Consider the following 26,426-nt stretch of genomic DNA (forward strand, 5'->3'; position numbering starts at 1 on the left):
CACGGACGGTGAACTCGCCGCTGCCGGAGCACTCCTGGCCACCGCCCGCCGCCCCCTCGTCTGGGCCGGCGGCGGCGCGACCGGAGCCCGCGAGGAACTCGCCCGGCTCCTGGAGACGACCGGAGCGGGACTGCTCACCTCCAACTCCGGGCGCGGCACCGTGGCCGAGGACCACGAGCAGGTCATCGGCAACTTCGCCACCACCCCCGCCGCCCGCGCCCTGCTCGCCGAATCGGACGTGCTCGTCACCATCGGCACCCACTTCCGCTCCAACGAGACCGCCGACTACACCCTCGAACTGCCCCCGGCGCACATCCAGATCGACCTCGACGCGGCGGCACTCGGCCGGGTCTACCCCGTCGCCCACCCGCTGCACGGCGACGCCGCACCCACCCTCACGGCCCTGACCCGGCACGCCACGCCCGCCGAGGACGGCTGGCGGGAACGCGTCCGCACCGTCCGCGACGACGTACGCGCGACCCTGCACGACACCATCGGACCGCAGGCCGTGATCTGTGACGCCATCCGCGCCGCACTGCCCCGCGAGGCCGTCGTCGCCCGCGACGTGACCATCCCCTCCAGCAGCTGGGGCAACCGCCTCCTCGAGATGTACGACCCGCGGGACAACGTCTTCCCGCGCGGAGGCGGCATAGGCCAGGGCCTCGGCATGGGGATCGGCGCGGCCCTCGGACGGCCCGACGCGCCCACCGTCGTCCTCGCGGGCGACGGCGGACTCGCCGTCCACCTCGGCGAACTGCTCACCCTCGCCCAGGAACGCCCCCGGCTCACCCTGATCGTCTTCAACGACGGCGGATACGGCGTGCTGCGCAACATGCAGGACCGCCACAGCGAACGCCGCTCCGGTGTCGACCTCGTCACCCCCGACTTCGCGCTGCTCGCACGCGCCTGCGGCCTGCCGTACCTGCGGATCGCCGCCGAGGAACACGCGGCGCCGGTCATCACCGAGGCCGTCGCCTCGGACGGGCCGACGCTCGTCGAGGTCGACCTCGCGGCCCTGGGCCCGATGAAGAACCCCTTCACCCCACCCGTGCGGATCCCGGGCCGGTAACCGGCTCCGTCCCGCACCCGCACTGCCCGATCGCCGGTAAGGAGGCACCAGGCCATGAGCGAGAACCCGCTGCAGCTGATCGTCCACCGCATGACATGGGAGGCCGAGGGCGTACTGTCCGTCGAGCTCGCCCACCCCGACGGCAAACCCCTGCCCGCGTGGACGCCCGGCGCCCACGTCGACGTGCACGTCGGCGGCCAGGTCCGCCAGTACAGCCTGTGCGGCGACCCGCGGGACCAGGGCGCGTACCGGATCGGCGTCCTCAACGAACCCGCGTCGCGCGGAGGTTCGCGCCACGTCCACACCCAGCTCCGCCCCGGCCAGTCCGTGACGGTCTCCGAACCGCGCAACCACTTCGCCCTGGAGGACGCCGCCTCGTACGTCTTCGTCGCCGGCGGCATCGGCATCACCCCGCTGCTCGCGATGGCCCGCGAGGCCGCCCGCCGGGGTGCCGAGTGGCGCATGGTCTACGGCGGCCGCAGCCGCGCCTCGATGGCCTTCGCCGCCGAACTCGCCCTGCTCGACGGCGAGGTGACGCTCGTCCCGCAGGACGAGCTGGGCCACATCGACCTGGACGGGGTGCTGACCGGGCTGCCCGACGGCGCGCTCGTCTACTCGTGCGGCCCCGAACCCCTCCTCGCGGCCGTGGAGGAGCGCTGCCCGGAAGGCCGCCTCCGACTGGAGCGGTTCGCCGCCCCCGCCGTGGAACGCCGCGGAGAAGACGAGGAGTTCGAGGTCGAGTGCCGCGCCTCGGGCCTGACCCTCCGGGTCGAGGCGCACACCTCGATCCTCGACGCCGTCGAGAACGCCGGGATCGGCGTCGCCAGCTCCTGCCGCGACGGCATCTGCGGATCCTGCGAGACCAGGGTGCTCGACGGCACGCCCGACCACCGCGACTTCCTGCTCAGCGAGGCGGAGCGGACCGCCGGCGCCACCATGATGATCTGCGTCTCACGGTGCGCCTCCGGTCGGCTCGTCCTCGACCTCTGACCCATCCCCCGCCCGCTCAGGAGACACCGTGACCGACACCTGGCCCTACCTGGACGTCCACCAGTCCCGTACCCACGAGCCCACGCCGTACGAGTACAGGCTCGCCGCCACCCTCGAAGAGGTCTTCACCCACGAGGGCCACGAACTGACCGACGTGGTGCGCGGACTCAACGCCCGCAAGGTGCACACCGCCGACGGCACGCCGTGGACCGAGGAGTCCTTCCGCGCCGAGATGAACCGACTGGGAGCCTGACATGACGCTGTCGTCCACCGCCACCGCGGACCGCATCTACGCCACCGGTCTTCGCAACCAGTGGCACCCCGTCGTCCCCTCGCGCTTCGTCACCCCCGGCGCCATGCGCAAGGTGACCGCGCTCGGCGAGCAGTGGCTGCTCTTCCGACGCTCCGACGGAGCGCTCTCCATGCTCGCCGACCGCTGCCCGCACCGCGGAGCGCCCCTTTCGCTGGGCAGGCACCTCGGCGACCGGGTCGCCTGCTGGTACCACGGCGTCGAGGTCGGCACCGACGGCACGGTGACCTCGGTGCCGGGCCTGCCCGGCTGCAACCTGGAGGGCAGGAAACTGGTCACCTCGCTGCCCGTACGCGAGGTCGGCGGCGCGATCCTCGCCTGGTTCGGCGACGAGGAACACCCAGAACCGGCCGGACTGACGCTCCCCGAACCGCTGACGGACCCCGCCGTCGACGCGTTCCTCTGCTACGCCGAGTGGGACGTGCCCTGGCGGTACGCCGTGGAGAACCTGCTCGACCCCATGCACGGGGCCTTCCTCCACCACGAGTCGCACACCATGTTCGCCGGCGACACGACCGCCAAGTTCCGCATCCGCGAGACCGACCGCGGCTACTTCTTCGAGAAGACCGACCAGCGGGGCGTCAACTTCGACTGGGTCGAGCTGTGCCGCACCGGCGTCGACTGGGTCGACCTGTCCATCCCGTACCCGGCGTCCGCCGGACCGGGCGGCCCGTTCGGGATCGTGGGCATGGTCTGCCCCGTCGACGAGCGGCGCTCCGGTGTCTTCTTCTGGCGCTACCGCCGCGTCGAGGACTGGCAGCGCGCGACCTGGCGCTTCCTGTACAAGACGCTGATCGAGAAGCGCCACTGGGAGGTCCTTGAGCAGGACCGCGTGATGCTGGAGGCCATGCCCGCCGACGCGGACCAGCGGGAGAACCTGTACCAGCACGACCTGGGAGTGGTACGGCTGCGCCGCCTGTACCGCGCGGAGGCCGAGGCCCAGGCGTCGGCCTGACATCGCGGAGGGCCGGACACCACGTCGGCCGGATGTCGCGGAGGCGGACGTCACGGAGGCGGAGGTCACGGAGGCGGAGGTCACGGAGGCCGGACGTCAAAACCGCGGGTCGCGTTCTCCGCCTCGGGAACCATTCCCCCGGGCTCGCTCCTCCTGTGGTCGGACGTGGTGATGGCCGGGGGATGGATTTCGCACAACTGCCCTTTGCGCAAGGGTGCATGAGACGGATCATCCACCTCCCGCAAGGATCTGACTCTGTGCGAAGCACACGCGTAGCACCCCTCGTGGCCATCAGCGCGGTCGCGACCCTCGTGCCCGCTCTCACTCCCGCCGTCGCCTCCGCGGCCGAACCGGTCGTCCGGCGGACGGTCACCGCCGATCCCCTGAGGCAGTACACCCAGCAGACCCCGCGCTGGAAGCGCTGCGACGCCGAGGCACCGGCGAACTTCCAGTGCGCGACGCTCAAGGTGCCGCTCGACTACACCCGGCCGGGCGGCAGGCAGCTCGACGTCGTCGTGTCCCGGGTCAAGGCCACCAGCCCCCAGAAGCGGCGCGGCGTCCTGCTGCTCAACCCCGGCGGTCCCGGCGGCCCGGGCCTCGACATGCCCCTGTGGATGGCTCCGGAGCTGCCGACCGCGGTGAAGGAGCGGTACGACCTGATCGGCTTCGACCCCCGCGGCGTAGGCCGGAGTTCGCCCGTGAGCTGCGGCCTCAACGAGGAGGAGCTGAACTGGCAGCGCCCGTACAGGGCCGCGACGTTCGACAAGGACGTCAGGTGGGCGCGGACCGTCGCCGAGAAGTGCCGGGCGAAGGGCGGCGACGTCCTGCCCCACCTCACCACCCGCAACACGGCACGGGACATGGACGTCATCCGCGCCGTGCTCGGCGAGAAGAAGATCTCGTACCTGGGGTACTCCTACGGCACGTACCTGGGCGCCGTCTACACGCAGATGTTCCCGAAGCGGACCGACCGGTTCGTGCTGGACAGCGCGGTCGACCCGCAGCGCATATGGCGCGGCATGATCCAGGTGTGGGCGGAGGGCGCGGAGCCCGCGTTCAGGCGCTGGACCGAGTGGACCGCCGAGCGGCACACCACGTACGGGCTCGGCGACACCCCGGCCGAGGTCGGGAAGACCTTCTGGGACCTGGTCGCCCGGGCGGACCGTGAGCCGATCGACTTCCAGGGCACGCTCCTGACCGGCGACGACATCCGCGCGGGCCGGGCCGTGTTCTTCGACGTGAAGGGCGCCGCCGAGGCGTTCGTCGAGCTCAAGAAGGCCGCCGAGGGGACCCCCGCCCCGGCCCCGTCGAGGCGGAGCACGGCGCCCCGTCACGTACCGCCGTCGTTCGCCCGCGCCGTCCCCTCGGACAACTCCGACGCGGCCTTCTGGGCCGTGGCGTGCGCCGACACCCGCTCCTGGCCGCGCGACCCGGAGCAGTACCGCCGCGACGCTGTCCGCGACAAGGCCACGTACCCGCTGTACGGCGACTTCGCGTCGCACATCAAGCCGTGCGCCTTCTGGAACAACGGGTCCGAGCCCGCCACGAGGGTGAACAACTCCGTCGGAGCGCTCATCCTCCAGAACGAGTGGGACTCCCAGACGCCGCTGGTCAGCGGACAGGGGCTGCGCCGGACCATGAAGGGCGCCCGGATGGTCACCGTCCTCGGCGGCCAGGGCCACGGCATCTACGGCTCCAAGTCCTGCGCGGACACGACCGCCACCGCCTACCTGACGACGGGCAGGCTGCCGGCCGCGGACGTGACCTGCCGAGCCACGCCGGCCCAGGCGCAGAACCGTCTGGACCTCCCGCTGCCGACGCCGCCGGGCCTCCCGGGGCTGCACCGCTCCTGACCGGCACGACGCACAACCGGTTCCAGGGGGCCCTCAGTCACGAGGCCCCCCGGAACCGGGACCGAGGACGGCGTCGACCCGCCCGCCCCGCCGGCCCGGCGTGTGGTCACGAGCCGGCCAAGTAGCCCGCGAGGGTGGTGCGACGCCGGTGGAGGTCGTCGATACGGGCGTCGGTGGCCTCCAGTTCACGGAGCATCAGATCCCTGATGTCGGCGCACCAGTCGAAGGCCGTGCCGTCCTCGCCGGTGCACGGCAGGACGACCCGGATCACCTCAGTGGGCAGCCCGGCGGCCAGCAGGGCGCGGACCTTGCGGACGGTGGTCACCGCGCCCTCGTCGTACGCGCGATAGCCGTTCGGGCCGCGCCGTGCCTCCAGCAGCCCCTGCGCCTCGTAGTAGCGCAGCAGCCGGGTGCTCACCCCGGTACGCCCGGACAACTCCCCGATCAGCATGCGTGTTCCGCCTTCCGCCCCGTCCGGCCGTCGTTTGACCTTGACATCAGTGTCAACGGTTAGCGTCGAGCCATGACGAATCATTCCCCGCGTCCCGCGGACCGCTCCTTCCTGTTCGTGCTGGGCAGCTCACGCGCCGACGGCAACACCGAGATACTCGCCAGGGCCGCCGCCGAGACGCTGCCCGCCGTCATCCCGCAGCGCTGGATCGACCTGAACACGCTGCCGCTGCCGGACTTCCAGGACGGACGCCACGAGGAGGGCGACTGGCCGGTGTCGGAGGCCGAACGGACACTGCGGGAGGCCACGATGGAAGCCACCGACATCGTGATCGCCTCACCGCTGTACTGGTACACCCTCTCCGCGCAGACGAAGCGCTACCTCGACTACTGGTCGGGCTGGCTCGGCGTCCCGGGCCTCGGCTTCAAGCAGCGGATGGCGGGACGGACCCTGTGGGCGGTGGCGGCCATGGCGGACGACGACGAGGCCGTCGCCGACGGAATGGCCACCACCCTCAACAACACGGCGGCGTACCTCCGGATGCGCTTCGGCGGAGTCCTCCTCGGCAACGGCTCCCGCCCGGGCCAGGTGCGCGCCGACGAGCGGGCGCTGACCAGGGCGAAGACGTACTTCCAGGGCGAGACCCCACTGGCGCTGTTCCCGCACGAGAAGCAGGCGGGGGCCGAGCAGCGGGCGGCGGAGCCCGTCGGCGCGACGGCCTGAACCGGACCGATCCGCGGAGGTGACGGAGCGGAGGGGCTGACACACACACGGTGGACGCACGGTGTGACGCACGCGTCCGCAACGAGGCGCCTGACGGGCAGAAGCCCAGGTCAGGCGCCTCATCTCGGTCCTCTAGGGGCGCCGCGGCACCTTGCTCGCACCGCTGAGCGGGGCATCCGGGCCCGTGGGCAGGCCCTCGGGGGCCGCCCCGCTCCTGGCGACCGCCGCGTGCAGCGCCCGCAGGGCGATCAGGAGGACCCCGATGTCGTCCAGGTAGACGGGGTCCGGGATCAGGTCGACCGGCGAGACCGTGTAGACCACCGCCGCCCAGAACAGGGCCTTGGACTGCAGCGGCACACCGGCCTCCACCAGCAGCCGGCGAGTCCGGAGGACACGTACGAGCAGTACGGCCGCGCATCCCGCCACCGCGAGCAGCAGCACCAGGGCCACGACGAGCCAGAGGTTGCCGTCCACGCCGCTCTCCCTTCCTCCGTGAGTCCCGGCCCGCGCCGATGCGCGCGGATGGTCAGGGTACGACGCCGGGCCCGGTGCCCGACGTCATCGGCCGTGCCCGCCCCGGCGTATCGGCCACCTTGCGATATGCCCTGTTTAGACCCCCTTGAAGCGTGACTCGGAACACTCTCCGCAACGCATCGCGCATGGATCCCACAACCCAGGGCAGGCGGCCGAACCGCCGGTGACACCGGCAGGGGGACTCAGAGGAACGAAAGGCCATACGCGACGTGACGGCAGCACAACAGACCATCCATGTGGGCGGAGAGTGGCGCTCAGCCCTGTCCGGCGCCACGCGCGAGATCATCGACCCGGTCGACGCGACCGCCTTCGCGGTCGTGGCGGAGGGTGGTGTCCAGGACACCGACGACGCCGTGACCGCGGCACGAGCCGCGTTCGACGACGGTTCCTGGCCGCGTACGCCGGTCGCCCAGCGGGCCGCCCTGCTGCGGCGGGTCGCCGACCTCCTGGAACGCGACCGCGAGCGCATCGGCGCCCTGGAGAGCCAGGACGCGGGCAAGACCCTCCAGGAGGGCCGCGTCGACGTCGACTGCGTCCGCGACGCCTTCCTCTACTTCGCCGACCTCGTCGAGAAGGAGGACGGCGGACGGGTCGTCGACGCGGGTTCGGACGACATACGCAGCGTCGTCGTGCACGAGCCCGTCGGCGTGTGCGCCCTGATCACGCCCTGGAACTACCCGCTGCTCCAGGCCAGCTGGAAGATCGCGCCCGCCCTCGCCGCCGGCAACACGTTCGTGATCAAGCCCAGCGAGATCACCCCGCTGAGCACGGTCGTGCTGGTCGAACTGCTCCTGGAGGCCGGACTGCCGCTCGGCGCGGCCAACATCGTCACCGGCCCCGGCCACACCGTCGGCGCCCGGCTCGCCGAGCACCCCGCCGTCGACCTGGTCTCGTTCACCGGCGGTCTCGTCAGCGGCACCAAGGTCGCCAAGGCCGCCGCCGACAGTGTGAAGAAGGTCGCCCTCGAACTGGGCGGCAAGAACCCCAACGTCGTCTTCGCCGACGCCTGTTCGACGCCCGAGGACTTCGACACCGCCGTCGACCAGGCGCTCAACGCCGCCTTCATCCACAGCGGCCAGGTCTGCTCCGCCGGCTCCCGCCTCATCGTCGAGGAGTCGCTGCGCGAGCGTTTCGTCGCCGAGCTCGCCCGCCGGGCCGGCCTGATCCGGCTCGGCCGCGGCACCGACGAGGGCGTCGAATGCGGCCCGCTGGTCTCCGCCGCCCAGGTGGCGAGGACCGAGGAGTACGTGGCCTCCGCCCTCGGCGAGGGAGCGGTCCTGCGCGCGGGCGGCGAGCGCCCCGCAGGTCCCGGCTACTTCTACCGGCCCACCGTCCTCGACCGTTGCCACCGCCGTATGCGCGTCGTCCGCGAGGAGGTCTTCGGCCCCGTCCTCACCGTGGAGACCTTCCGCACCGAGGAGGAGGCCGTCGCCCTCGCCAACGACACCGAGTACGGCCTCGCCGGAGCGGTGTGGACGTCCGACACGGACCGCGCCCGGCGGGTCGCCGCCCGGCTGCGCCACGGCACCGTCTGGATCAACGACTTCCACCCCTACCTGCCCCAGGCGGAATGGGGCGGCTTCGGGAAGTCCGGCATCGGCCGCGAACTGGGCCCCAGCGGCCTCGCCGAGTACCGCGAGGCCAAGCACATCTACCAGAACCTCGCTCCGCGCCCCGTGCGCTGGTTCGCGGGCAGGACGGCGAAGGACCAGGCATGAACGACCAGCACGTGTACGACTACGTCGTCGTCGGCGGCGGCACCGCCGGGTCGGTGATCGCCTCCCGGCTGACCGAGAACCCGGACGTCACCGTCGCCGTGATCGAGGGCGGCCCCAGCGACGTCGGCCGCGAGGACGTCCTCACCCTGCGCCGCTGGATGGGTCTGCTCGGCGGCGAGCTGGACTACGACTACCCCACGACCGAGCAGCCGCGCGGCAACTCGTACATCCGCCACAGCCGCGCGCGGGTCCTCGGCGGCTGCTCATCGCACAACACCCTCATCGCCTTCAAGCCCCTGCCCTCCGACTGGGACGAGTGGGCCGAGGCCGGTGCCGAGGGCTGGGACGCGGCGGCGATGGATCCGTACTTCGCCCGGCTGCGCAACAACATCGTCCCCGTCGACGAGGCCGACCGGAACGCGATAGCCCGGGACTTCGTCGACGCGGCGCAGGCCGCGCTCGGTGTCCCTCGCGTCGAGGGCTTCAACCGGCAGCCGTTCCACGAGGGCGTCGGCTTCTTCGACCTCGCCTACCACCCCGAGAACAACAAGCGCTCGTCCGCCTCGGTCGCGTATCTGCACCCGTTCCTGGACCGGCCGAACCTGCACATCGCCCTGGAGACCTGGGCGTTCCGCCTCGAACTCGAGGGCACCCGCGCCACCGGCGTGCACATCCGCACCAAGGAGGGCGCGGAGCACGTCGTACGCGCCCGGCGCGAGGTCCTGGTGTGCGCGGGGGCCGTGGACACCCCGCGGCTGCTGCTGCACTCCGGCATCGGACCCCGCGCCGACCTGGAGAAGCTCGGGATCCCCGTCGTGCACGACCTGCCGGGTGTCGGCGAGAACCTCCTCGACCACCCCGAGTCGGTCATCGTGTGGGAGACACACGGTCCCATCCCGGAGAACTCCGCGATGGACTCCGACGCCGGGCTCTTCGTCCGCCGCGACCCGGAGTCCGACGGGCCCGACCTGATGTTCCACTTCTACCAGATCCCCTTCACCGACAACCCCGAGCGGATCGGCTACGAACGGCCCGCGCACGGCGTGTCGATGACCCCGAACATCCCCAAGCCGCGCAGCCGCGGCCGGCTGTACCTGACGAGCGCCGATCCCGAGGTCAAGCCCGCGCTCGACTTCCGGTACTTCACCGACGAGGACGACTACGACGGCCGGACTCTCGTCGACGGGATCCGCGTCGCCCGGCAGATCGCGGCGAGCGAACCGCTGGCCGGATGGCTGAAGCGCGAGGTGTGCCCGGGACCCGAGGTCACCTCCGACGAGGAACTGAGCGCCTACGCCCGCCACGTCGCGCACACCGTCTACCACCCGGCGGGCACCTGCCGGATGGGCTCGGCGGACGACGAACTCGCCGTCGTCGACCCCGATCTGAGGATCCGGGGCCTCGACGGCATCCGGATCGCCGACGCGTCCGTCTTCCCGACCATGACCGCCGTCAACCCGATGATCGGTGTGCTCATGGTCGGCGAGAAATGCGTGGACCTGCTGGGAGGCACCCGACGATGAACGAACTGACGCAGGACACCGCCGAGCCTGTCTTCTCCGTACGCGACCTGTGGAAGGTCTTCGGCCCGAAGGCCGACCGCGTACCCGCCGAGAAGGAGCTCGCCTCACTCGACGCCACCGAGCTGCGCGAGCGCACCGGCTGCACCGCCGCCGTCCGCGACGTCTCCTTCGACGTCCGCAGGGGCGAGGTCTTCGTCGTCATGGGCCTCTCCGGCTCGGGCAAGTCGACCCTCGTCCGCTGTCTGACCCGGCTCATCGAACCGACCTCGGGCACCATCTCCATCGACGGCGAGGACGTGCTGTCCATGGACACCGGCCGGCTCCGCGAGCTGCGCCGGCACCGGGCGGCCATGGTCTTCCAGCACTTCGGGCTGCTCCCGCACCGGACGGTGCTCGACAACGTCGCGTACGGGCTCGAGATCCAGGGCGTGGGACGCGGCGAACGGCGGGAACGCGCGGCCGGGTTCGTCACCAAGGTCGGCCTGGAAGGCATGGAGCACCGCAGGCCGGGTCAGTTGTCCGGCGGCCAGCAGCAGCGGGTCGGTCTGGCCCGTGCGCTCGCCGTCGACCCCGAAGTCCTGCTGTTCGACGAGCCGTTCAGCGCGCTCGACCCGCTCATCCGCCGGGACATGCAGGAGGAGGTCGTCCGCCTGCACCGGGAGGAGGGCCGCACGATGGTCTTCATCACCCACGACCTGAGCGAGGCACTGAAGCTGGGCGACCGCATCGCGCTGATGCGCGACGGCCGGATCGTGCAGCTCGGCACGCCGGAGGAGATCGTGGGTGCCCCCGCCGACGACTACGTCAGGGACTTCGTCCGGGACGTGCCGCGCGAACAGGTGCTGACCGTCCGCTCGGCGATGCGCCCCGCGTTCGCCGACGAGCACGAGGCCGGCCCCGCGCTCGCCCCGAGCGCCACCGTCCACGAGGCCATCGAGGCCGTCGCCCGCACGGGCGTGAACGCGCGGATCGTCGAGAACGGCCGCTGCCTCGGTGTGGTCGACCACGCCGGACTCCTCGGGGTCGTCGCCGGGGTCCCGGCCGCGACGGGAAAGGCGGTGGCCTGATGTACGCGCATACGACCTGGCCGCCGCCGGGCGGCACGACCGGTGCCGCGCACCGGGTGCCGCGGCCTGGCGCGACCGCCCCCGGCGCCATGGGGCGGTGGGGCCGATGACCGCCACCGTCACCCCCGCTCCTCCCCGCCCCACGACCGCGTCCGGTACCGCGCCCGGTGCGCTGCGCGCGCTCGCGCGCCACCGCGGCCGGCTGATCGGCGTCGGAGCGGCCGTCGCGCTCGTCCTCGGAGCCGTACTCCTGGGCGGCGGAAGCTGGCCGGCGTCGCTCGCCGTCGATCTGTCCGGGCCGCTGGAGCGCACCAGCGACTGGATCATCGACAACCGTGACGGCCACCCGCTGTTCCTCTACTTCCTCGGGCACGTCAGCAACGTCGTGGTCGTGTCCGTCCGCGCGGTGTACCTGCTGCTGCTCGCCCTCGGCTGGGCCGGCGTCACCGCCGCCGCCGGGCTGCTGGCGTGGCGCGTCGCGGGCCTCCGCCTCGCGCTGACGTCCGTCGCCGCCTTCGGTGCCTGCGGCCTGCTCGGCATGTGGGTGCCCACCATGCAGACGCTCGCCCTGATGGTCGTCGCCGTCGCCGCGTCCGTGCTGCTCGGAGGTCTCCTCGGCCTTGCCGCCGGCCTGTCGGACCGTATGGACAGGATCCTGCGGCCGGTCCTCGACACCATGCAGGTGCTGCCGGCCTTCGCGTACCTCCTGCCCGTCGTCCTCGTCTTCGGCATCGGCGTGCCCGCTGCCGTCCTCGCGACCGTCGTCTACGCCGCCCCGCCCATGGCCCGGCTCACCGCGCTCGGGCTGCGCGGCGCGGACGCCGGCGTCATGGAGGCCGCCGCGTCCCTGGGCGCCACCGGCAGGCAGCGGCTGCTGACGGCCCGGCTGCCGCTGGCCCGCAAGGAGCTCCTGCTCGGCGTCAACCAGTCGATCATGATGGCGCTCGGCATGGCCGTCATCGCGTCCGTCATCGGCGCGGGCGGCCTCGGCGACCGCGTCTACCAGGCCCTGGCCTCCGTCGACGTCGGTGCCGCGCTCGCCGCCGGCGTGCCGATCGTGCTGCTCGCGATCGTCCTGGACCGGGTCACCGCCGCCGCCGGAGAGCGGATCGGTACGCCGCCCGCCCCCAGGTCCCGGCTCGGCTGGTCCCTCGCTCTCGTGGCGACCGCCGTCGTCGCCGTCGCGGGCCGCCTGACCGACCGGCTCACCTGGCCCGACGCGTGGACCGTCGACACGGCCGAGCCCGTCAACGCGGCCGTCGACTGGATGACCGCCCACCTCTACTCCGGAGTGCCCCTCGTCGGCGGCACCGCCGACTGGGCGGACCGGTTCACCACCTGGGTCCTCAACCCCCTGCGCGACGGCCTGCAGTGGCTGCCCTGGTGGGCGGTCCTGCTCACCGTCGGCGCCCTCGCCCTGTTCATCGGCACCTGGCGCACCGCCGTGACCGCCGTCCTGGCGATGGCGGCGATCGGTGTGCTCGGCGTGTGGGACCCGGCGCTCGACACCCTGTCGCAGGTCCTGGCCGCCGTCGCCGTGACCCTGCTGCTCGGCTTCGCCCTCGGGATCGCGGCCGCCCGCAGCACCCGCCTCGGACGCGCGCTGCGCCCGGTGCTCGACGTCTTCCAGACGATGCCGCAGTTCGTGTACCTGATTCCCGTGGTCGCCCTGTTCGGCGTGGGCCGCGCCCCGGCGGTCGCGGCCGCCGTGGTCTACGCGCTGCCCGCCGTCGTACGGATCACGGCCCAGGGCGTACGCGGCGTGGACCCGGCCGCCCTGGAGTCCTCGCGCTCGCTCGGCGCGACCGGACGCCAGCAGCTCTTCCAGGTCCAGCTGCCGCTGGCACGGCCCGCGCTGCTGCTCGCCGTCAACCAGGGCGTGGTGCTCGTCCTCGCCGTCGTCGTCATCGGCGGCCTCGTGGGCGGCGGTGCGCTCGGCTACGACGCGGTGTTCGGCCTCGCCCAGGGCGACCTGGCCACCGGTCTGGTGGCCGGCGCGGCCATCGTCTGCCTCGGCCTGATGCTCGACCGCGTCACCCAGCCCACCCGGCGCCGTGACCTCGCGGGAAAGGGGGCCTGAGATGGCTCGCACACGTATCGCACTCGGCGGCTCCGCACTCGTGACCGCCGCTGCCCTGGCGGCGGGCCTCACGGGCTGCGGCGCCGCCGACATGACCCGGCAGTCCTCCCCGTACGCCGACGCGAAGGGCTCCCGTACGGTCACCCTCTCCGTGCAGTCGTGGGTGGGCGCGCAGGCCAACGTCGCCGTCGCCCAGTACCTGCTGGAGCACGAGCTCGGCTACCGGGTGGACACCGTACAGATCGACGAGGTACCCGCCTGGGACGCGCTCAGCCAGGGCCGGGTGGACGCCATCCTGGAGGACTGGGGCCACCCGGAGCAGGAGAAGCGGTACATCGACGACAAGGGCACGATCAGGCGCGGCGGTGATCTCGGGGTGACCGGCCACATCGGCTGGTTCGTGCCGACGTACTTCGCCGAGCGGCACCCGGACGTCACCGACTGGAAGAACCTGAACAAGTACGCCGAGGAGTTCCGCACCGCGGAGAGCGGCGGCAAGGGCCAGCTCCTCGACGGTTCCCCGTCGTACGTGACGAACGACAAGGCACTGGTGAACAACCTGGACCTCGACTACCAGGTCGTGTTCGCGGGCTCGGAGGCGGCGCAGATCACGCAGATCAAGCAGTTCGCCAAGGAGAAGAAGCCGTTCCTGAGCTACTGGTACAAGCCCCAGTGGCTGTTCGAGAAGGTCCCGATGACGGAGGTGAAGCTGCCCGCCTATCAGGAGGGCTGCGACGCCGACCCGGAGAAGGTGGCCTGCGCGTACCCGCACACGCCCCTGCAGAAGTTCCTCAACGCCCGCTTCGCGGACGGCGGAGGCGACGCGGCCGCCTTCCTGAAGAAGTTCCGCTGGACGACCGACATGCAGAACGACGTCGCCCTGATGATCGCGGACCAGAAGCTGTCGCCGCAGGAGGCGGCGGGCCGCTGGGTGAAGGAGAACGAGGCCACCTGGCGGACGTGGCTGCCGTCCTGACGGGGTGCGGCGGGCCGGAGGTGGACACCGGACCGCCGCACACCCTCATCCCCGGGCCCGGGGTTCCGGCGAAGGTCGCCGCCCTCGGGCGTAGCGGCGGCCGAGGGGCTCGGCGCTCAGGCCGTGCAGCACGATGCTGACCATGACGGTGATCACCATCACCCGGGAGACGAACTCACCGCCACCGGTGCCACGCAGTTCGATCGCGGCGAGGAGCCCGAAGACCACCGAGGCCACCCCTCTGGGCCCCATCCATCCCAGGAACAGCCTGTCGGACAGGGACAGATCCGTACCGGCGAGGGCGAGCAGCACGGGCACCAGGCGTACCAGAGTGCAGGCGAGGACGGCGTAGAGGACCACGGAGAGGTGGAAGCCGTCCCAGAACTCGTCGTTGACCAGCTGGCCGAAGAGGAACCAGAGGGCGAGTGTCGACAGGGTGACCAGGTCGTCCGTCATCCTCACGGTGCCCTCGGGGAGATGCCGCATCGCCGGGGCGACGCAGAGGCCGGCGACGAACGAGGCGACGAAGCCGTTGCCGCCCAGGAAGACGGACAGGGAGTACGCGGCGAGGGGCACGCTCAGGACCGCGAGCCTCGCCGCGCCGGGCAGCGTCCAGCCCCTCGCCCAGGACCGGCGCAGCAGCCACCCGGCCAGACAGCCGACGAGCGAACCGGCTCCGACGGCCCAGCCCGCCGCTCCGACGGCGTCGAGGAGGGCCTCGGCGTAGTCGGAGCCCACGGTGCGGTACTCGGCGGCGGCCGCGACGCAGATCAGGAACACCGGTGAGACGATCCCGTCGCTGAGGCCGCCCTCGACGTTGAGGACCTCTCTCAGGCGCGCCGGGATGCGTTCGTCCCGCACGAGGGCCGCGGCGGGCGCCAGATCGAGCGGGACGACGACCGTCGCGAGGGTCGCGAGCACCCATCCGGGCCGGTCGGGGAAGAAGGCGAGCGCGGACAGGAAGGCGGCGCCCAGGGTCAGCGGCAGCGCGACGCCCAGGAGACGGGCGACGACGCTCCGCTCCCGCCGGATGGCTGCCGCCGGGACCTCGGTCGCGTCGACGAAGAGCAGCAGGGCGAGGACGACCTCCACCGCGTGCTCGAAGCCGGACAGGTCGCCGAAGTCGAAGACGAGCGGCGGGTCCGAGCCGCTGGTGAGGGCGATGCCCGCCACCATCATGGCGATGGGCGCGGTGATGCTCCACAGCGCGAGCCGGCGCGACAGGACGCACCAGGTGAACAGAATGCCCGCGATGACGGTGACGGCAAGCAAGACATCCGCGCTTTCGGGGAGGCTCGGTCCCGGCGGGTTCGTCCCGGCGTTGCAGCGTAAGGCGCGGGCCGCGCCGTCCCGGGACAGCACGCCGACAGCGTCCCTCCCGGGGCGGTGTCCGCCGGGGAACCGGCGGACACCCGGGAGCAGGTCACACGGACGGTTCCGTCTCGCGTGCCGGGAGGGCGCCGGTGCCGAACGCGCGGCGGTAGGCGGCGGGTGAGACACCGAAGGCCGTACGCATGTGCGCGCGCAGGGAGTTCCCGGAGCCGAGGCCCGCGCGGTGGGCGACGAGGTCGATCGGAAGATCGGTCGTCTCGAGGAGTTGCCTGGCCAGCTCCAGACGCTGTGCCGTGAGCCACTGCACCGGGGTCGCCCCGACCTCGTCGCGGAACCGCCGGGTGAAGGACCGCAGGCTCATCCGGGCGTGCTCGGCGAGCCGGGCCAGGGTGAGGGGCTCGGCGAGGTGCTCCAGGGCCCAGGCACGGGTGGCGGTGGTGCTGGCCAGGGTGGGCTCCGGCACGGGCCGGTCGATGAACTGGGCCTGCCCGCCGTCCCGCCAGGGGGGCACCACACACATGCGGGCCGCGCGGTTGGCGACCGAGGCGCCGTGGTCGCGGCGGATCATGTGCAGGCACAGGTCGACCCCCGCGGCCACGCCCGCGGACGTCAGCACATCGCCGTCGTCGACGAAGAGCACGTCCTCGTCCACCTTGACCTGGGGGTAGGCCCGGCGGAACTCCGGGGCGAGGTTCCAGTGCGTGGTGGCCGGCCGGCCGTCGAGGAGCCCGGCGGCGGCGAGCACGTACGACCCGGTGCAGATGGACACGAGTCGGGTGCCGGGCCGGATGCCGCCGATGGCCGCGGCGACCTCGGGCGGCAGCGGGCCGCCACGGCCGAGCTCGGGCATGGCGTGAGTGGGCGGGAGGACCACGGTGTCGGCGGCGGCGAGCGCCTCGGGACCGGCCGAGGGCTGCACGGTGAACCCGGCGTCGCTGAGCACCGGGGCACCGTCGGCCGTACAGATCGTGACCTCGTACAGAGGGCGGCCATCGGCGTCCTGGGCGCTGCCGAAGACCCGGGAGGGGATGCCGAGCTCGAACGGGGGCACCCCGGGCAGTGCGAGGACGGCGATCCGGTGCGGTGGCGCCGGCGCCACTTCCCGCCCGGCCCCCCTCGTCGGTTCTGCGGTTCTACCCATGGCCAGATCCTGTCACATGCTGGCCAAACGGCCAACACCACACGGGACCGCGGTACCGGATCGTGGACGCATCGCCGCCGGAACGGTCCGGGGGCGTACCGATCGAGACGGAACGAGGCGGACAGCATGCGTGCGGTGGTCGTGGAGCAGTGGGGCGGACCCGAGAACCTGGTCGAGCGCGAGGTGGAGCGCCCCGAGCCCGGCCTGGGCGAGGTCCTGGTGCGGGTCCACGCGGCCGGAGTGAACCCCGTGGACTGGAAGACCCGGGCGGGCGGGGCCCTCATCGAGTGGGGCGCCGTCCCGGCCGTCGGGTGGGACGTCTCCGGCACGGTGGAGGCCGTCGGCCCCGGTGTGGGGATCTTCCGTCCCGGCGACGAGGTCTTCGGCATGCCGCTCTTCCCCCGGCAGGCGGGCGGATACGCCGAGTACGTGGTGGCCCCGGCACGGCACCTCGCCCCCAAGCCCGCCTCCCTGACCCACGTGGAGGCCGCGGCGCTCCCGCTGGCGGCGCTCACCGCCTGGCAGGCCCTCGTCGACGCGGCGGACGTCCGCACGGGGGAGCGGGTGCTGGTGCACGCGGCGGCCGGAGGAGTCGGGCACCTCGCGGTGCAGATCGCCAAGGCCCGCGGGGCGTACGTCATCGGCACGGCGAGCGCGGGCAAGCACGACCTGGTGCGCGAGCTGGGCGCGGACGAGGTGGTCGACTACCGCGAGACCCGCTTCGAGGACGTCCTCTCCGACGTGGACGTCGTCCTGGACGGCATCGGCGGAGAGACCGCGGAACGCTCCCTGAAGGTGCTCCGCGACGGGGGCCGGCTGATCACCCTGCCCGGCCCGGACGACGTCCCCGCCGCGCGGGACGGTGTACGGGCGGCCTGGGTCCTGGTGGAGCCCGACCACCTCGGCCTGCGCGAGATCGCGGCCCTGGTGGAGCAGGGACGGCTGCGGCCGGTGGTCGACCTCGTCGTGCCGCTCGCCGAGGCGGCGAAGGCCCACACGATCGGCGAACAGGGCCGGACCACGGGCAAGATCGTTCTGTCGGTCGTCTGAGCCACGGGACATGGCCGGTCGTTCCGAACCGGCCGCGGTGCCGGCGTCCGGGGCCGCGGCGCCGCCGTGCAGAATGACCGGCGGTACGTCCCCCACGTGGAAGGCACCCTGATGAAACTGCCCGCATCCGGCCGCCGTGTCCTCGTCAGCGGTGCCTCCCGGGGACTGGGCCGGGCGGTCGCCCAGGCGTTCGCGGCCAACGGCGACCGGGTCGCCGTCCACTTCGCCTCGCGCGCCGACGATGCCCGCGTCACCCTGGAGTCCCTCGACGGAACGGGCCACGCCCTCGTCGGCGGCGACCTCGCGGACCCGACCGGGGCCGTGGCCGTGGCCGACGCGGCGGCCGAGGCGCTCGGCGGGATCGACGTACTGGTCAACAACGCCGCGGTGAACCTGCGCCATCCACTCCCCGAGACCCCGTACGAGGAGTGGGTGGCGGTCTGGCAGCGGCACGTGTCCGTGAACCTGCTCGCCACCGCGAACCTGAGCCATCTCGCGGCCCGGCGGATGATCGACCAGGGTTCGGGCGGCCGCATCGTGAACATCGGCTCCCGCGGCGCCTTCCGCGGCGAACCCGACCACCCGGCCTACGGCGCCACCAAGGCCGCCGTCCACGCGCTCGGCCAGTCCCTCGCGGTCTCCCTCGCCCCGTACGGGATCGCCGTCGCCTCGGTCGCGCCCGGATTCTTCGCCACGGAACGGGTCTCGTCCCGCCTGGAGGGGGTCGAGGGGGCCGCGATCCGGGCCCAGAGCCCGTTCGGCCGGGTGGCCGAGCCCGCCGAGATCGCGGCGGCCGTCCTGTGGCTCGCGTCTCCCGCCGCGGAATGGTCGTCCGGAACGATCCTCGACCTCAACGGAGCGTCGCACCTCCGTAGTTGACCTGACCTCTGACGAGTGCCGGCCGAGACGCGTCTCGGCCGGCACTTCTGTGTTCCACGTAATCGGTGAAGAGAGTGCAAGTGGAATGCGGTGCGGTCTCCGACGACGCCGGATCCGAGCCGCCGCTGCCGGATGTCCGCTTCTCCGGTCCGTACTCGTTCGGTCGCCCCGACCGCGAGCGCCATTGCCGGAAACGGTGCGGGGAATCCGAGGTGGTCGGCCACTCCGACCACCTCGAATCAGAGGTCCCCGGACGGCTTCTCGCGTCAAGGGGGTGTTCAAGTGCCCGTGGCCGGCAGGCGTCAGAACTCCCGGGTCGAGCTCTCCGGCGTCCGATTCCGGACGGCCGGAGCGCGCCAGAGGCGCGCGCCGGCCCGGAGCCGCTACCCCGCCGCGTCACGCATGAAGGAGGGCCGGGTCGTGAGCTCTTGCTCTGCCCACGCCAGTCGCTCCTCCAGCGGAGGGCGGAGATGGTCGGGGGCGACGGAGAGGACGCCGGTCAGGAGCTTCCGGCAGCGCGCGAGCACCATCGGCATACCGGGTGCGACGACGAGGATGTCGTCCAGGCCGACCCGGAGGAGACTGTCCCACCCGGGCACGGGAAGGATCACCCGCACGGTGCCGGACGCGTCGGCGATCGCACGGGTCTCCTGCCCGATCGGCCCGGCGGCTGCATGGCGGAGCAGGTCCTCGACGGCGTCCAGTGCCTGTACGGCGGTGGCGGGGTCGTTGATCGCCGAGGACAGCGCGCGCAGACCGATGTCGGACAGCAGCCGGAAGGCGAGCAGGGGGTCCTGGTGGAAGGTGCGCTCGGCACCGGCGACGACCGCCTTGAGGACCTCGGACTCCGGGACGGTGCCGTGGTGGACGTCGGCCACCGCGTCACCGTCGTAGAGGATGTCTCCCACCTTCACCCGCAGAACGACGGCCGCGCCCCCTCGTCGTGCCGCGGCCACCAGCGGAACCAGGTTGAACTGCTCGACCAGCACGGACGTACCCCGCCAGCGGACCGACGAGGTGACGGACCCGGGCGGCGGAACCGTCCCCGGCGGGGAGTCCCGGCCGCCTGCGGCACCGCCCGGCGGACAGTACGCGTCGAGTACGTGGAGGCCGCGGTCGCGCAGCTCGTCGAGGACGTGGGAGAGCTGGATCGAGCGCAGCGCGACGAGCTGGAGGAGACGGACGAGCACGAACGCGACGGCGGCCATGACCAGGGCGGCGATCGGCACGGCCACGGACACCGTCTCACGGGAGCCGATGGCCAGGACCGCGGTGACGGAATAGACCAGCACCCCGATGACGAAGGCGAACACTCGCCACACCAGCGGGTCGGAGCGGAACAGGGCGAGGCGATGGCTGAAGTTGCCCGCGGCCCACTGCACGACGAGGAACATCAACGAGAAGATGAGGGCGGTGACGCTGAGGACGCCCACACCGAGCACGTTCAGCACGGCCACGACGCGGTCCCCGGCGACCCGGGAACCGCCGTCGATCGCCGGGAGCAGGATGCCGAGCGCCACCGCCACGCCGACGGCCACGGCGTGCGTGGCTCCGGCGCGCAGGGCCCGCCGCGGGCGGACGACCCGTTCGGCCGAGTGTCCCGCGCCCACCGTGGTCACCGGCGGCTCAGACACGACAGGGTCCGGTCGCGTGGTCCCGTGAGCAGCAGCGGATCGTATGAGTCGGCATCGCCACCTCCCCGTTTCGGCGTCGTGACCCACTCTGCGCGGCTTCCCCCGGGCGTGCCCGTGCTGTCGTACGAACGGATGACCCGACGAGGACCGGGGTGGCCCGCCGACAGGCAGCGGCGTACGGGACGGGCCGCGCCGGACACGTCGGGCCGCACCTGGGCCCTGTCGTCGCCTCGGCAGGCGCCGGCATTCAGGCGGCCATGAGCACCTCGTCCTGGATGGTCTCTGCGGTCTCGTGGGGTGGGCGGACGATTCACGGGCGAGCGTGTCGTCGGCCTGGGCCGCCCCGGCCCAGGGGTACGGCTGTCGGGGTGGGCCGCCTGTGGTGGGATGGCCCGATGATCGCCACAGTGCTCTGGGAGCGCGAACTGCACCAGCGGGGCGGCGCTTCCGCCTTCGTCGTGGGGCCGGACTGCGTCGTCCTGCATGAGAGGCGCACCCGGCTGGTCTGCCTGGAGCGCGCCGACGGCGCGGTGCGCTGGGACGTCCCGCTCGGTTCCTGGCCGCGCGGGATCGTCCTTGCGGGGGACCGCGTGCTGGTGTTGCCGCAAGCACCGAACCTGTTGTCCTGCATCGATCTGCGGACGGGCGCGTCGCTGTGGAGCGCCCCGACACCGAGGTGGACAGGGAACATCGCCGTCCACTCGGAAACCGTGGTGGTGGGCGGTTGGCGTGGCTACACCCCGATGAGTGGCCTGGACCTCGCCGACGGGGGCGTCCGGTGGACGACACCGTCGCCGGTGACGTCCGTACGGACCCTCGCATGGGCCGGCGGAGTGCTGACCGGCAGCGGGTACGAGGTGGTTCTCCTCGATCCGGCCGACGGGAGCGACCTGGCGCGGTGGCGGCTGCCGGACCCGCTCGCGGGACCCGACGCGAAGGCGTTCGTCCCGGTGAGTACGGAGCGGGTGGTGGCGGTCTGCGAGGCCTCGTCGCTGGTGACCTTCGGGATCGGCGAGGACGAGCCCTCCCGGCTCGGATCCTACGATCCGTTCGGAGCGGTCGGACACGTCCACGGGTCGGTCTGGATGCTGCGGTCAGGCCGGGGGTTCCTCGCGGTGGATCCCGCCGACGGGACGTCGTCGTGGTCGGTCGAGGCGGACCGGAGGATGGTGGCCGACCCGTTGCCGTGCGCCGACGGTCTCCTGGTGGGGGACGCCAACGGCGGCATCCGGAGGTTGGGGCCCGACGGCCGGACCGTGGAGAGGTGTTCCCTGCCGGGTCGGCGCCTGGACACGCTGGCCGCGGCCGGCGACGGCGGGCTGTTCTTCGCGGCGAAGGGTACCTTCGGCTCCTTCACCCTCACCCCGTGAGCACGGCGGCCGACCACGTCCGGAGCCGGCGCGGGAGCCTTCGCCGTCCGCGAGTCCACTCGGCAGGAACCGGAAGAGACGGCCTGGCCGTCCCGGACGGCTACGGCGTGGCCCGGACGAGATGACCGCGGGTCACGAGTTCCAGGGTGACGGCCGCGGCGACGGCCTGGACCAGGAGCAGGGCGACGAGGACGAAGAGCTGTACCGCGCCCGCGTGCAGCGGCGAGGCGCCGCCGAGGAGCATGCCCACGAAAGCTCCCGGAAGGGTCACGAGGCCGACGGTACGGGTCTGGTCCATGCCCGGGAGCAGCGCGTCGGAGGCGGCCTCGCGTGCCACCTCCATGCGTGCCTCCCGGTCGGTCAGTCCGAGCGCGAGACCGGCCTCCACCTCGCCCCGGCGCGTGGCGAGCTCGTCGAGGGAACGGCGTCCCGCGAGCACGGTGGCGGTGAGCGCGCCACCGATGAGGATGCCGGTGACGGGCACGAGCGCGATGCCCTGAGGAGGTACGACCCCCGTGAGCAGCAGTGCGACGACCACGGGAAGTACCGCCGCGGCGATCGGGACGCCGGTCCACGTCCAGGCGCGGCCGGGCGCGGGGACCACGCGGCGGCCGGCGGTGCGTACCGCCACCGCGTACATCAGCAGCAGGAAGCAGAGCAGCAGCGGCAGCACGCGGACCACCCAGCCGATCGCCAGAGAGACGGCGATGAGCTGGGCGGCCGCGCGGGCGCCGGCGAAGAGGGTGTCGCGGGGGCGGCCGATCCGGGCGACCGCGACCACACCGGCGGCCAGGGCGAGCAGCGTCGCGAGGAGTGCCGCGAAGGTCGCGTTCACATGGAGCAGCACGCGCCCACCCTAGGGGGTGTCTTGCCGATCATGCCGGGCTCTCCCCAGGCCCTGTCGTCACGTCAGTGCTCGCAGAGCGAGAACTCTCGTTCGTAGAGCTGCTCGTTGTGCTCGTCGACGAAGAACTTGCGCTCCCGCATGAGCTCTTCGCGGAAGTCCTTGGCCTGGTCGAGCGTCATGGTCGAGGTGTCGGACCACGGTTGCTGCGGCGGGACGTCGGATGTCGAGACGATCCTCTCCGACGGGTCGACCAGGAAGAACGCGAGGATCTTGCGATGCCCCGCCCGAGTGGGATCCGTGAGGCGGAACGGGCTGACGCGGTGCTGCAGGATGTTCGGGAACGCCAGGCAGCGGCCCGCCGGGGTCGAGGCCGAACCGAGTATCTGGTTCAGCGCGTCCTCGTCCTCCAGCCCGTACACGTCACGCAGACCGTTGTCGTCGTTCTGCTCGTAGTCCGGGTCGTCGAGCGCCGCCCGGAAGCTCAGCCGGCTCTCGGTGACGTTCTCGCTGTCCCAGTAGTAGATGCCGGTCGAGACGATCCGCTCGTTCATCATCCCCTCGACGTGCCACGAACCGCCGGGGTACTCGGGCTTCTCCGGGGTGAGATGAATGGTGGCGAGCTTGACGATGACCTGGAGACCACGGCCGCGCAGGTCGACCCGGGCGGATGCGTCCGGCACCTCGGGCGCGGTGAAGTCCGGGGCGTCCGGGACGACCGGGCGGCGGTTCTCCCACCAGTCGTCCTGCGCCTTTTCCCATGCGCGGAGGGCTTCCGTGTAGGCCGCGTCGTCGCTGAAGGCGGACTTGTCCGGATGCTGCGGCTCCGAGTCGTACCATCCCCACGGATCCGCCTCGATCCGCAGGGGCCGGGGACGGCGCAGATCGGTGAGCACGTTCTCCAGCAGCGGACGCATGCGCGCGAACAGGTCCGGGAGGACGGAGGCCAGTTCTCGATGGGCCTCGGGGTGAACGTTGTTGACGTACGAACGGAAGGCGACCACGCCGTCGTCATCGATGTCGACGTCCGTGGGCAGCCACTGGAACCTCTCCGAGAACTCGTACTTGGAGTAGTGGTTCGTCGGGTTCTCCCAAGCCCGCTCCGGCGCCCCGCTCACATCTCTGACCAGGCAGAACAGTGAGGGATGAACCAGGTCCAGTACCTGGCCGTCGGATCCGGGATGCCAGTCCTGATCCGCTTCGGGGACCTCCTCCAGCACCCGCACCGCCTCGCGCAGCCGGGCCTTGAGGGTGTCGTCGACCAGGTTGTCCGACTGCCAGACCCCGTCGACGGCGGACACCTCGACACCGGTGCGCGGGTCACGAAGCGCGGCGTAGTGCGCGAGCTCGGCGAGTACGTAACGAACCTGAGCCTCGGTCAGGCCCTGGTCGATCGCTTCCCGCGTCCACCTGGAGACGATGTCGGCGTCGTTCATCTTGTCGAACCACTCCGGCTTCGCCCGAATGTGGGAGCTGCACTGCATCATCTGAAGTTCCCGCAGCGTTCGCGGTGTCGCGAACGGAAGGGAACGGGACGCGTGAAAGGGCAGCGGGAAGGCAGACAGGCCGGTCAATTCTCTGGGTCCTCCGAGTCGGTGTGCGGTGGCGGGAAGCCTACTTCAGCGGACCGACAGCGCAGCCCCGGTCCGTCCCCGGGGGACCGGCCCCGACGAGCGCATCAGGTCGTCCAAACCTAGCGTGGACAGGGGGAACCGATGTGACGGAGGGACCAGGGGCATGGACGGTGCCATGGACAAGGCCAAGGGCAAGATCAAAGAGATCGCCGGAAAGATCACGGGCCACGAGCGCCTGGAGGCCGAGGGCAGGACGGACCAGGTGAAGGTCAAGATCCGTCGGAGTGCGGCGAGCGTTCGGCACCGGGCGGAAGGCATCAGGAACTCGCTCAAACGCGACCACTCGTAGCCCCCTCGCGGGCGCTCCCGGGCGGGCGGCATCCCCCCGGACGCCCGGGGCGGGTGCCGGGTGGCGGGGACCGGTGGAGGGGCCGAGACGCCCCACCGGCGAGACAGCCGAGGACGGAACCACTCCAGTGCCCTGCGGAGACGCGGACGATGCCGAGCGACCCCGGGTCCGAGGACGCCGCACCAAGGACCGGGTGCGAGGCCGGGTGCGAGGCCGGGGGCGCGGGCCTATCGGCACCTGGCCGGCCGTCGTCCTCACGGTCGTCGTTCTCGCCGCGGCGAATCCGCTGCTGAACCGCTGGACCGGCCCGCTCCGCCTGGTGGCGGCCGTCGGGGTCAGCGCGCTGCTGCTCGGTGTGTTCCGCTGGGCGGGCGGCACTCTGGCGGACGCGGGGCTGGCCCCCGGGACACTGGCCCGCGGGGCGAGGTGGGGGTTGGTCCTGATGGGCCTCGTCAGCTTCGTCTATGCCGTCGGGGCGCTGCTGCCGGACACCCGATCGCTGTTCGAGGACCGGCGGTACGGGGGGATGACGGGGAGCGAGGTGGCGGCGCGCGTGCTCGTGGTGGTCCCCGTAGGCACCGTCCTGGTGGAGGAGACCGCATTCCGCGGAGTGCTCTACGGACTGGTGCGGCGGACCCGTGGCGCCGTCCGGGCCACCATGGTGTCGAGCCTGCTGTTCGGCCTCTGGCACGTCCTGCCGTCCCTGCACCTGGCGACCGCGAAGCCCGCGCTGACCTCGGTCCTGGGGGACTCCGCGCCCGGCTCCGCCCTCGCGATCGCGGGCGCCGTGCTGTTCACGGCGGCGTCGGGCGTCCTGTTCTGCGAACTGCGACGCCGCAGCGGCAGTCTGCTGGCCCCCATGGGGCTGCACTGGGCGGTCAACGCGCTCGGTCACGTCGTCGGCTTCCTGCTGCGGTGAGCGCGTGCCCAGGACGTCGGACGCGAGACCAGGTACCGCCAGGAGGCCGGTGCTCCGGCGGCGGGGACGATCGTGCGCCTAGTCGGCGGTGAGTGTGCAGCGGTGGGCCTCGGCCGAGCGTTCCGCGAAGGCCGACAGGGCTGTGCGGAGGCCCGGGTGGTCGAGGGCGAGTCCGCCGCCCGCCGGGGCGACGACGTAGGCGGCCCGTTCCGCCGCGCCGCGACAGTCGGCCCACAGCACGTAGCGGCCGTCCGGGGCATCGCCCGCCGGCCGGTCGGCCAGGTCTTCCAGGCTTTCCCGTGCGCTCCACTCCAGCGCGGGGCCGTACGCCGCGGTGAACGTGTACAGCGGTGCGCCCCGCAGGCCGCCCAGCGTGCAGCCTTCGACCGGCTTCGGACCCGGCGCGGTCTCGACGGCCGTCCGGACGCCCCAGCGGGCGGCGGTCCGCGGGTCCACGATGCCGGCGCAGCTGCCCGACACCGAGGCGAACGGCTCGTGGTCCCAGGCGTTCACGGAGGTGCCGACCTGCCGGACCGGCCCACCCTCGGCGACCTCGCACCCCTCCTGTCGGGCGTAGGCCGTCGCCGTACGCGTCAGCACGGCGGTGAGCCCCGCCCGCGCCTCCGGGCGGCCGAAGTCGGCCCGGTCCATCCTGGCGCGGACCGAGGCGACGATTCCGCCGTCCCGGCTGCCGCCGCAGTCGAGGAGGACACCGGCGCTCGCCTCGCCCCGCCGCTCCCGGTCGGGATCGAAGGCGAAGCCGCCGGTCCATCCGTGGCCCAGGGGCGCGTCGGTGCCTGCCGCCTCCAGCGTGGGGGCCCGGTCCCGCGCGTCACTCACCGTCACGCGCAGATCGATCCTGCCGTCCTCCTCGTCGGCCTCGTTCACCCGACACTGCCAGAAGCCCCTGCCCGTCCTCGTCTCGGCCGTCACGTCCGCACCACCCACGAGCTGCCGCACGGGTCCGGCCGCCAGGGTGCCGTCGCACGCCGAGTCCAGGGCGCGGTCGTGGTGGCGGGCGGTCTGTTCTGGCTGTCCGGCGGCCTGCAGTCCTGGCGCCACGACCGCGCCCTGGACTCGGCGTG

24 protein-coding genes are annotated in these 26,426 nt (G+C 72.4%); 16 read left to right on the plus strand and 8 right to left on the minus strand.

The features are described 5' to 3' along the window. From AOK00_RS17595 to AOK00_RS17615, 5 genes are all read left to right on the plus strand, one after another. A partial coding sequence (locus tag AOK00_RS17595; protein WP_055601257.1) for a thiamine pyrophosphate-dependent enzyme occupies positions 1–1,069 on the plus strand: 1,069 nt, incomplete at its 5' end. Between the two features lie 54 nt (positions 1,070–1,123). Continuing rightward, positions 1,124–2,059, plus strand: a complete 936-nt coding sequence (locus AOK00_RS17600; RefSeq protein ID WP_055601258.1) for a PDR/VanB family oxidoreductase — start codon at positions 1,124–1,126, stop codon at positions 2,057–2,059. Positions 2,060–2,087: 28 nt separating this feature from the next. Further along, a complete protein-coding gene (locus AOK00_RS17605) occupies positions 2,088–2,312 on the plus strand; it encodes a recombinase-like helix-turn-helix domain-containing protein (protein WP_055601259.1) in 225 nt (74 codons plus the stop codon). A 1-nt stretch (position 2,313) separates the two neighbouring features. After that, on the plus strand, positions 2,314–3,324 hold the full coding sequence (locus AOK00_RS17610; protein WP_055601260.1) for an aromatic ring-hydroxylating oxygenase subunit alpha: 1,011 nt from the start codon (positions 2,314–2,316) through the stop codon (positions 3,322–3,324). A gap of 257 nt (positions 3,325–3,581) precedes the next feature. Continuing rightward, positions 3,582–5,177, plus strand: a complete 1,596-nt coding sequence (locus AOK00_RS17615) for an alpha/beta hydrolase (RefSeq protein ID WP_055601261.1) — start codon at positions 3,582–3,584, stop codon at positions 5,175–5,177. Between the two features lie 106 nt (positions 5,178–5,283). Here the strand turns inward: AOK00_RS17615 and AOK00_RS17620 are convergent, their stop codons facing one another. Further along, entirely contained in the window at positions 5,284–5,628 is a 345-nt protein-coding gene (locus tag AOK00_RS17620) for a MerR family transcriptional regulator (RefSeq protein ID WP_055601262.1), read from the minus strand. Positions 5,629–5,700: 72 nt separating this feature from the next. Between AOK00_RS17620 and AOK00_RS17625 the strand changes: the two genes are divergently transcribed. Further along, positions 5,701–6,351, plus strand: a complete 651-nt coding sequence (locus AOK00_RS17625) for a flavodoxin family protein (protein WP_055601263.1) — start codon at positions 5,701–5,703, stop codon at positions 6,349–6,351. 132 nt (positions 6,352–6,483) lie between these two features. On the opposite strand, the gene AOK00_RS17630 is transcribed toward AOK00_RS17625, so the two are convergent. After that, positions 6,484–6,825 carry a YkvA family protein gene (locus tag AOK00_RS17630; RefSeq protein ID WP_055601264.1) on the minus strand — a complete coding sequence of 114 codons (342 nt, stop codon included), beginning with the start codon at positions 6,823–6,825 and terminating at the stop codon, positions 6,484–6,486. 269 nt (positions 6,826–7,094) lie between these two features. On the opposite strand from AOK00_RS17630, the gene AOK00_RS17635 reads away from it, so the two are divergent. The 5 genes from AOK00_RS17635 (at position 7,095) to AOK00_RS17655 (ending at position 14,249) form a co-directional block, all read left to right on the plus strand. After that, positions 7,095–8,603, plus strand: coding sequence for an aldehyde dehydrogenase family protein (locus tag AOK00_RS17635; RefSeq protein ID WP_055601265.1), 1,509 nt, complete (start codon positions 7,095–7,097; stop codon positions 8,601–8,603). Continuing rightward, positions 8,600–10,126 carry a GMC family oxidoreductase gene (locus AOK00_RS17640; RefSeq protein ID WP_055601266.1) on the plus strand — a complete coding sequence of 509 codons (1,527 nt, stop codon included), beginning with the start codon at positions 8,600–8,602 and terminating at the stop codon, positions 10,124–10,126. The genes AOK00_RS17635 and AOK00_RS17640 overlap by 4 nt, the downstream gene beginning before the upstream one ends. Continuing rightward, positions 10,123–11,193, plus strand: coding sequence for a quaternary amine ABC transporter ATP-binding protein (locus tag AOK00_RS17645; protein WP_055601267.1), 1,071 nt, complete (start codon positions 10,123–10,125; stop codon positions 11,191–11,193). Before AOK00_RS17640 ends, AOK00_RS17645 begins: the two co-directional genes overlap by 4 nt. Before the next feature lie 106 nt (positions 11,194–11,299). Beyond that, the gene (locus AOK00_RS17650; RefSeq protein ID WP_055601268.1) at positions 11,300–13,273 is read left to right on the plus strand and encodes an ABC transporter permease; all 1,974 of its coding nucleotides are present in this window, start codon (positions 11,300–11,302) and stop codon (positions 13,271–13,273) included. Between the two features lies 1 nt (position 13,274). Further along, positions 13,275–14,249, plus strand: a complete 975-nt coding sequence (locus AOK00_RS17655; protein WP_055601269.1) for an ABC transporter substrate-binding protein — start codon at positions 13,275–13,277, stop codon at positions 14,247–14,249. Positions 14,250–14,294: 45 nt separating this feature from the next. On the opposite strand, the gene AOK00_RS17660 is transcribed toward AOK00_RS17655, so the two are convergent. Both AOK00_RS17660 and AOK00_RS17665 read right to left on the minus strand, forming a co-directional pair. Beyond that, positions 14,295–15,521, minus strand: coding sequence for a cation:proton antiporter (locus tag AOK00_RS17660; protein ID WP_055601270.1), 1,227 nt, complete (start codon positions 15,519–15,521; stop codon positions 14,295–14,297). 151 nt (positions 15,522–15,672) lie between these two features. Next, on the minus strand, positions 15,673–16,722 hold the full coding sequence (locus AOK00_RS17665; protein WP_055601271.1) for a GlxA family transcriptional regulator: 1,050 nt from the start codon (positions 16,720–16,722) through the stop codon (positions 15,673–15,675). 126 nt (positions 16,723–16,848) lie between these two features. On the opposite strand from AOK00_RS17665, the gene AOK00_RS17670 reads away from it, so the two are divergent. Next, a complete protein-coding gene (locus tag AOK00_RS17670) occupies positions 16,849–17,772 on the plus strand; it encodes an NADP-dependent oxidoreductase (protein ID WP_055601272.1) in 924 nt (307 codons plus the stop codon). Positions 17,773–17,883: 111 nt separating this feature from the next. Next, complete coding sequence (locus AOK00_RS17675; RefSeq protein ID WP_055601280.1) at positions 17,884–18,651, plus strand: SDR family NAD(P)-dependent oxidoreductase; 768 nt, start codon at positions 17,884–17,886, stop codon at positions 18,649–18,651. A 383-nt stretch (positions 18,652–19,034) separates the two neighbouring features. Here the strand turns inward: AOK00_RS17675 and AOK00_RS17680 are convergent, their stop codons facing one another. Then, the gene (locus AOK00_RS17680) at positions 19,035–20,285 is read right to left on the minus strand and encodes a DUF2254 family protein (RefSeq protein ID WP_159041784.1); all 1,251 of its coding nucleotides are present in this window, start codon (positions 20,283–20,285) and stop codon (positions 19,035–19,037) included. A 395-nt stretch (positions 20,286–20,680) separates the two neighbouring features. On the opposite strand from AOK00_RS17680, the gene AOK00_RS17685 reads away from it, so the two are divergent. Further along, the gene (locus AOK00_RS17685; protein ID WP_055601274.1) at positions 20,681–21,655 is read left to right on the plus strand and encodes an outer membrane protein assembly factor BamB family protein; all 975 of its coding nucleotides are present in this window, start codon (positions 20,681–20,683) and stop codon (positions 21,653–21,655) included. Between the two features lie 100 nt (positions 21,656–21,755). Here AOK00_RS17685 and AOK00_RS17690 read toward each other — a convergent pair whose 3' ends face one another. Both AOK00_RS17690 and AOK00_RS17695 read right to left on the minus strand, forming a co-directional pair. Next, the gene (locus AOK00_RS17690) at positions 21,756–22,502 is read right to left on the minus strand and encodes an ABC transporter permease (protein ID WP_055601275.1); all 747 of its coding nucleotides are present in this window, start codon (positions 22,500–22,502) and stop codon (positions 21,756–21,758) included. 62 nt (positions 22,503–22,564) lie between these two features. After that, entirely contained in the window at positions 22,565–24,073 is a 1,509-nt protein-coding gene (locus tag AOK00_RS17695; RefSeq protein ID WP_079042053.1) for a DUF4246 domain-containing protein, read from the minus strand. Positions 24,074–24,236: 163 nt separating this feature from the next. Here AOK00_RS17695 and AOK00_RS17700 point away from each other — a divergent pair, with 163 nt between their 5' ends. Both AOK00_RS17700 and AOK00_RS17705 read left to right on the plus strand, forming a co-directional pair. Further along, positions 24,237–24,422: a CsbD family protein gene (locus AOK00_RS17700; RefSeq protein WP_055601277.1), complete on the plus strand. Its 186-nt coding sequence runs from the start codon at positions 24,237–24,239 to the stop codon at positions 24,420–24,422. Between the two features lie 205 nt (positions 24,423–24,627). Beyond that, positions 24,628–25,341, plus strand: coding sequence for a CPBP family intramembrane glutamic endopeptidase (locus tag AOK00_RS17705; RefSeq protein WP_055601278.1), 714 nt, complete (start codon positions 24,628–24,630; stop codon positions 25,339–25,341). Between the two features lie 78 nt (positions 25,342–25,419). Here AOK00_RS17705 and AOK00_RS17710 read toward each other — a convergent pair. Then, positions 25,420–26,426: hypothetical protein (locus tag AOK00_RS17710; RefSeq protein ID WP_216822253.1), on the minus strand; the 1,007-nt coding region annotated here is incomplete at its 5' end.

Source organism: Streptomyces aureus (assembly GCF_001418135.1).
Taxonomy (GTDB): Bacteria; Actinomycetota; Actinomycetes; order Streptomycetales; family Streptomycetaceae; genus Streptomyces; species Streptomyces aureus_A.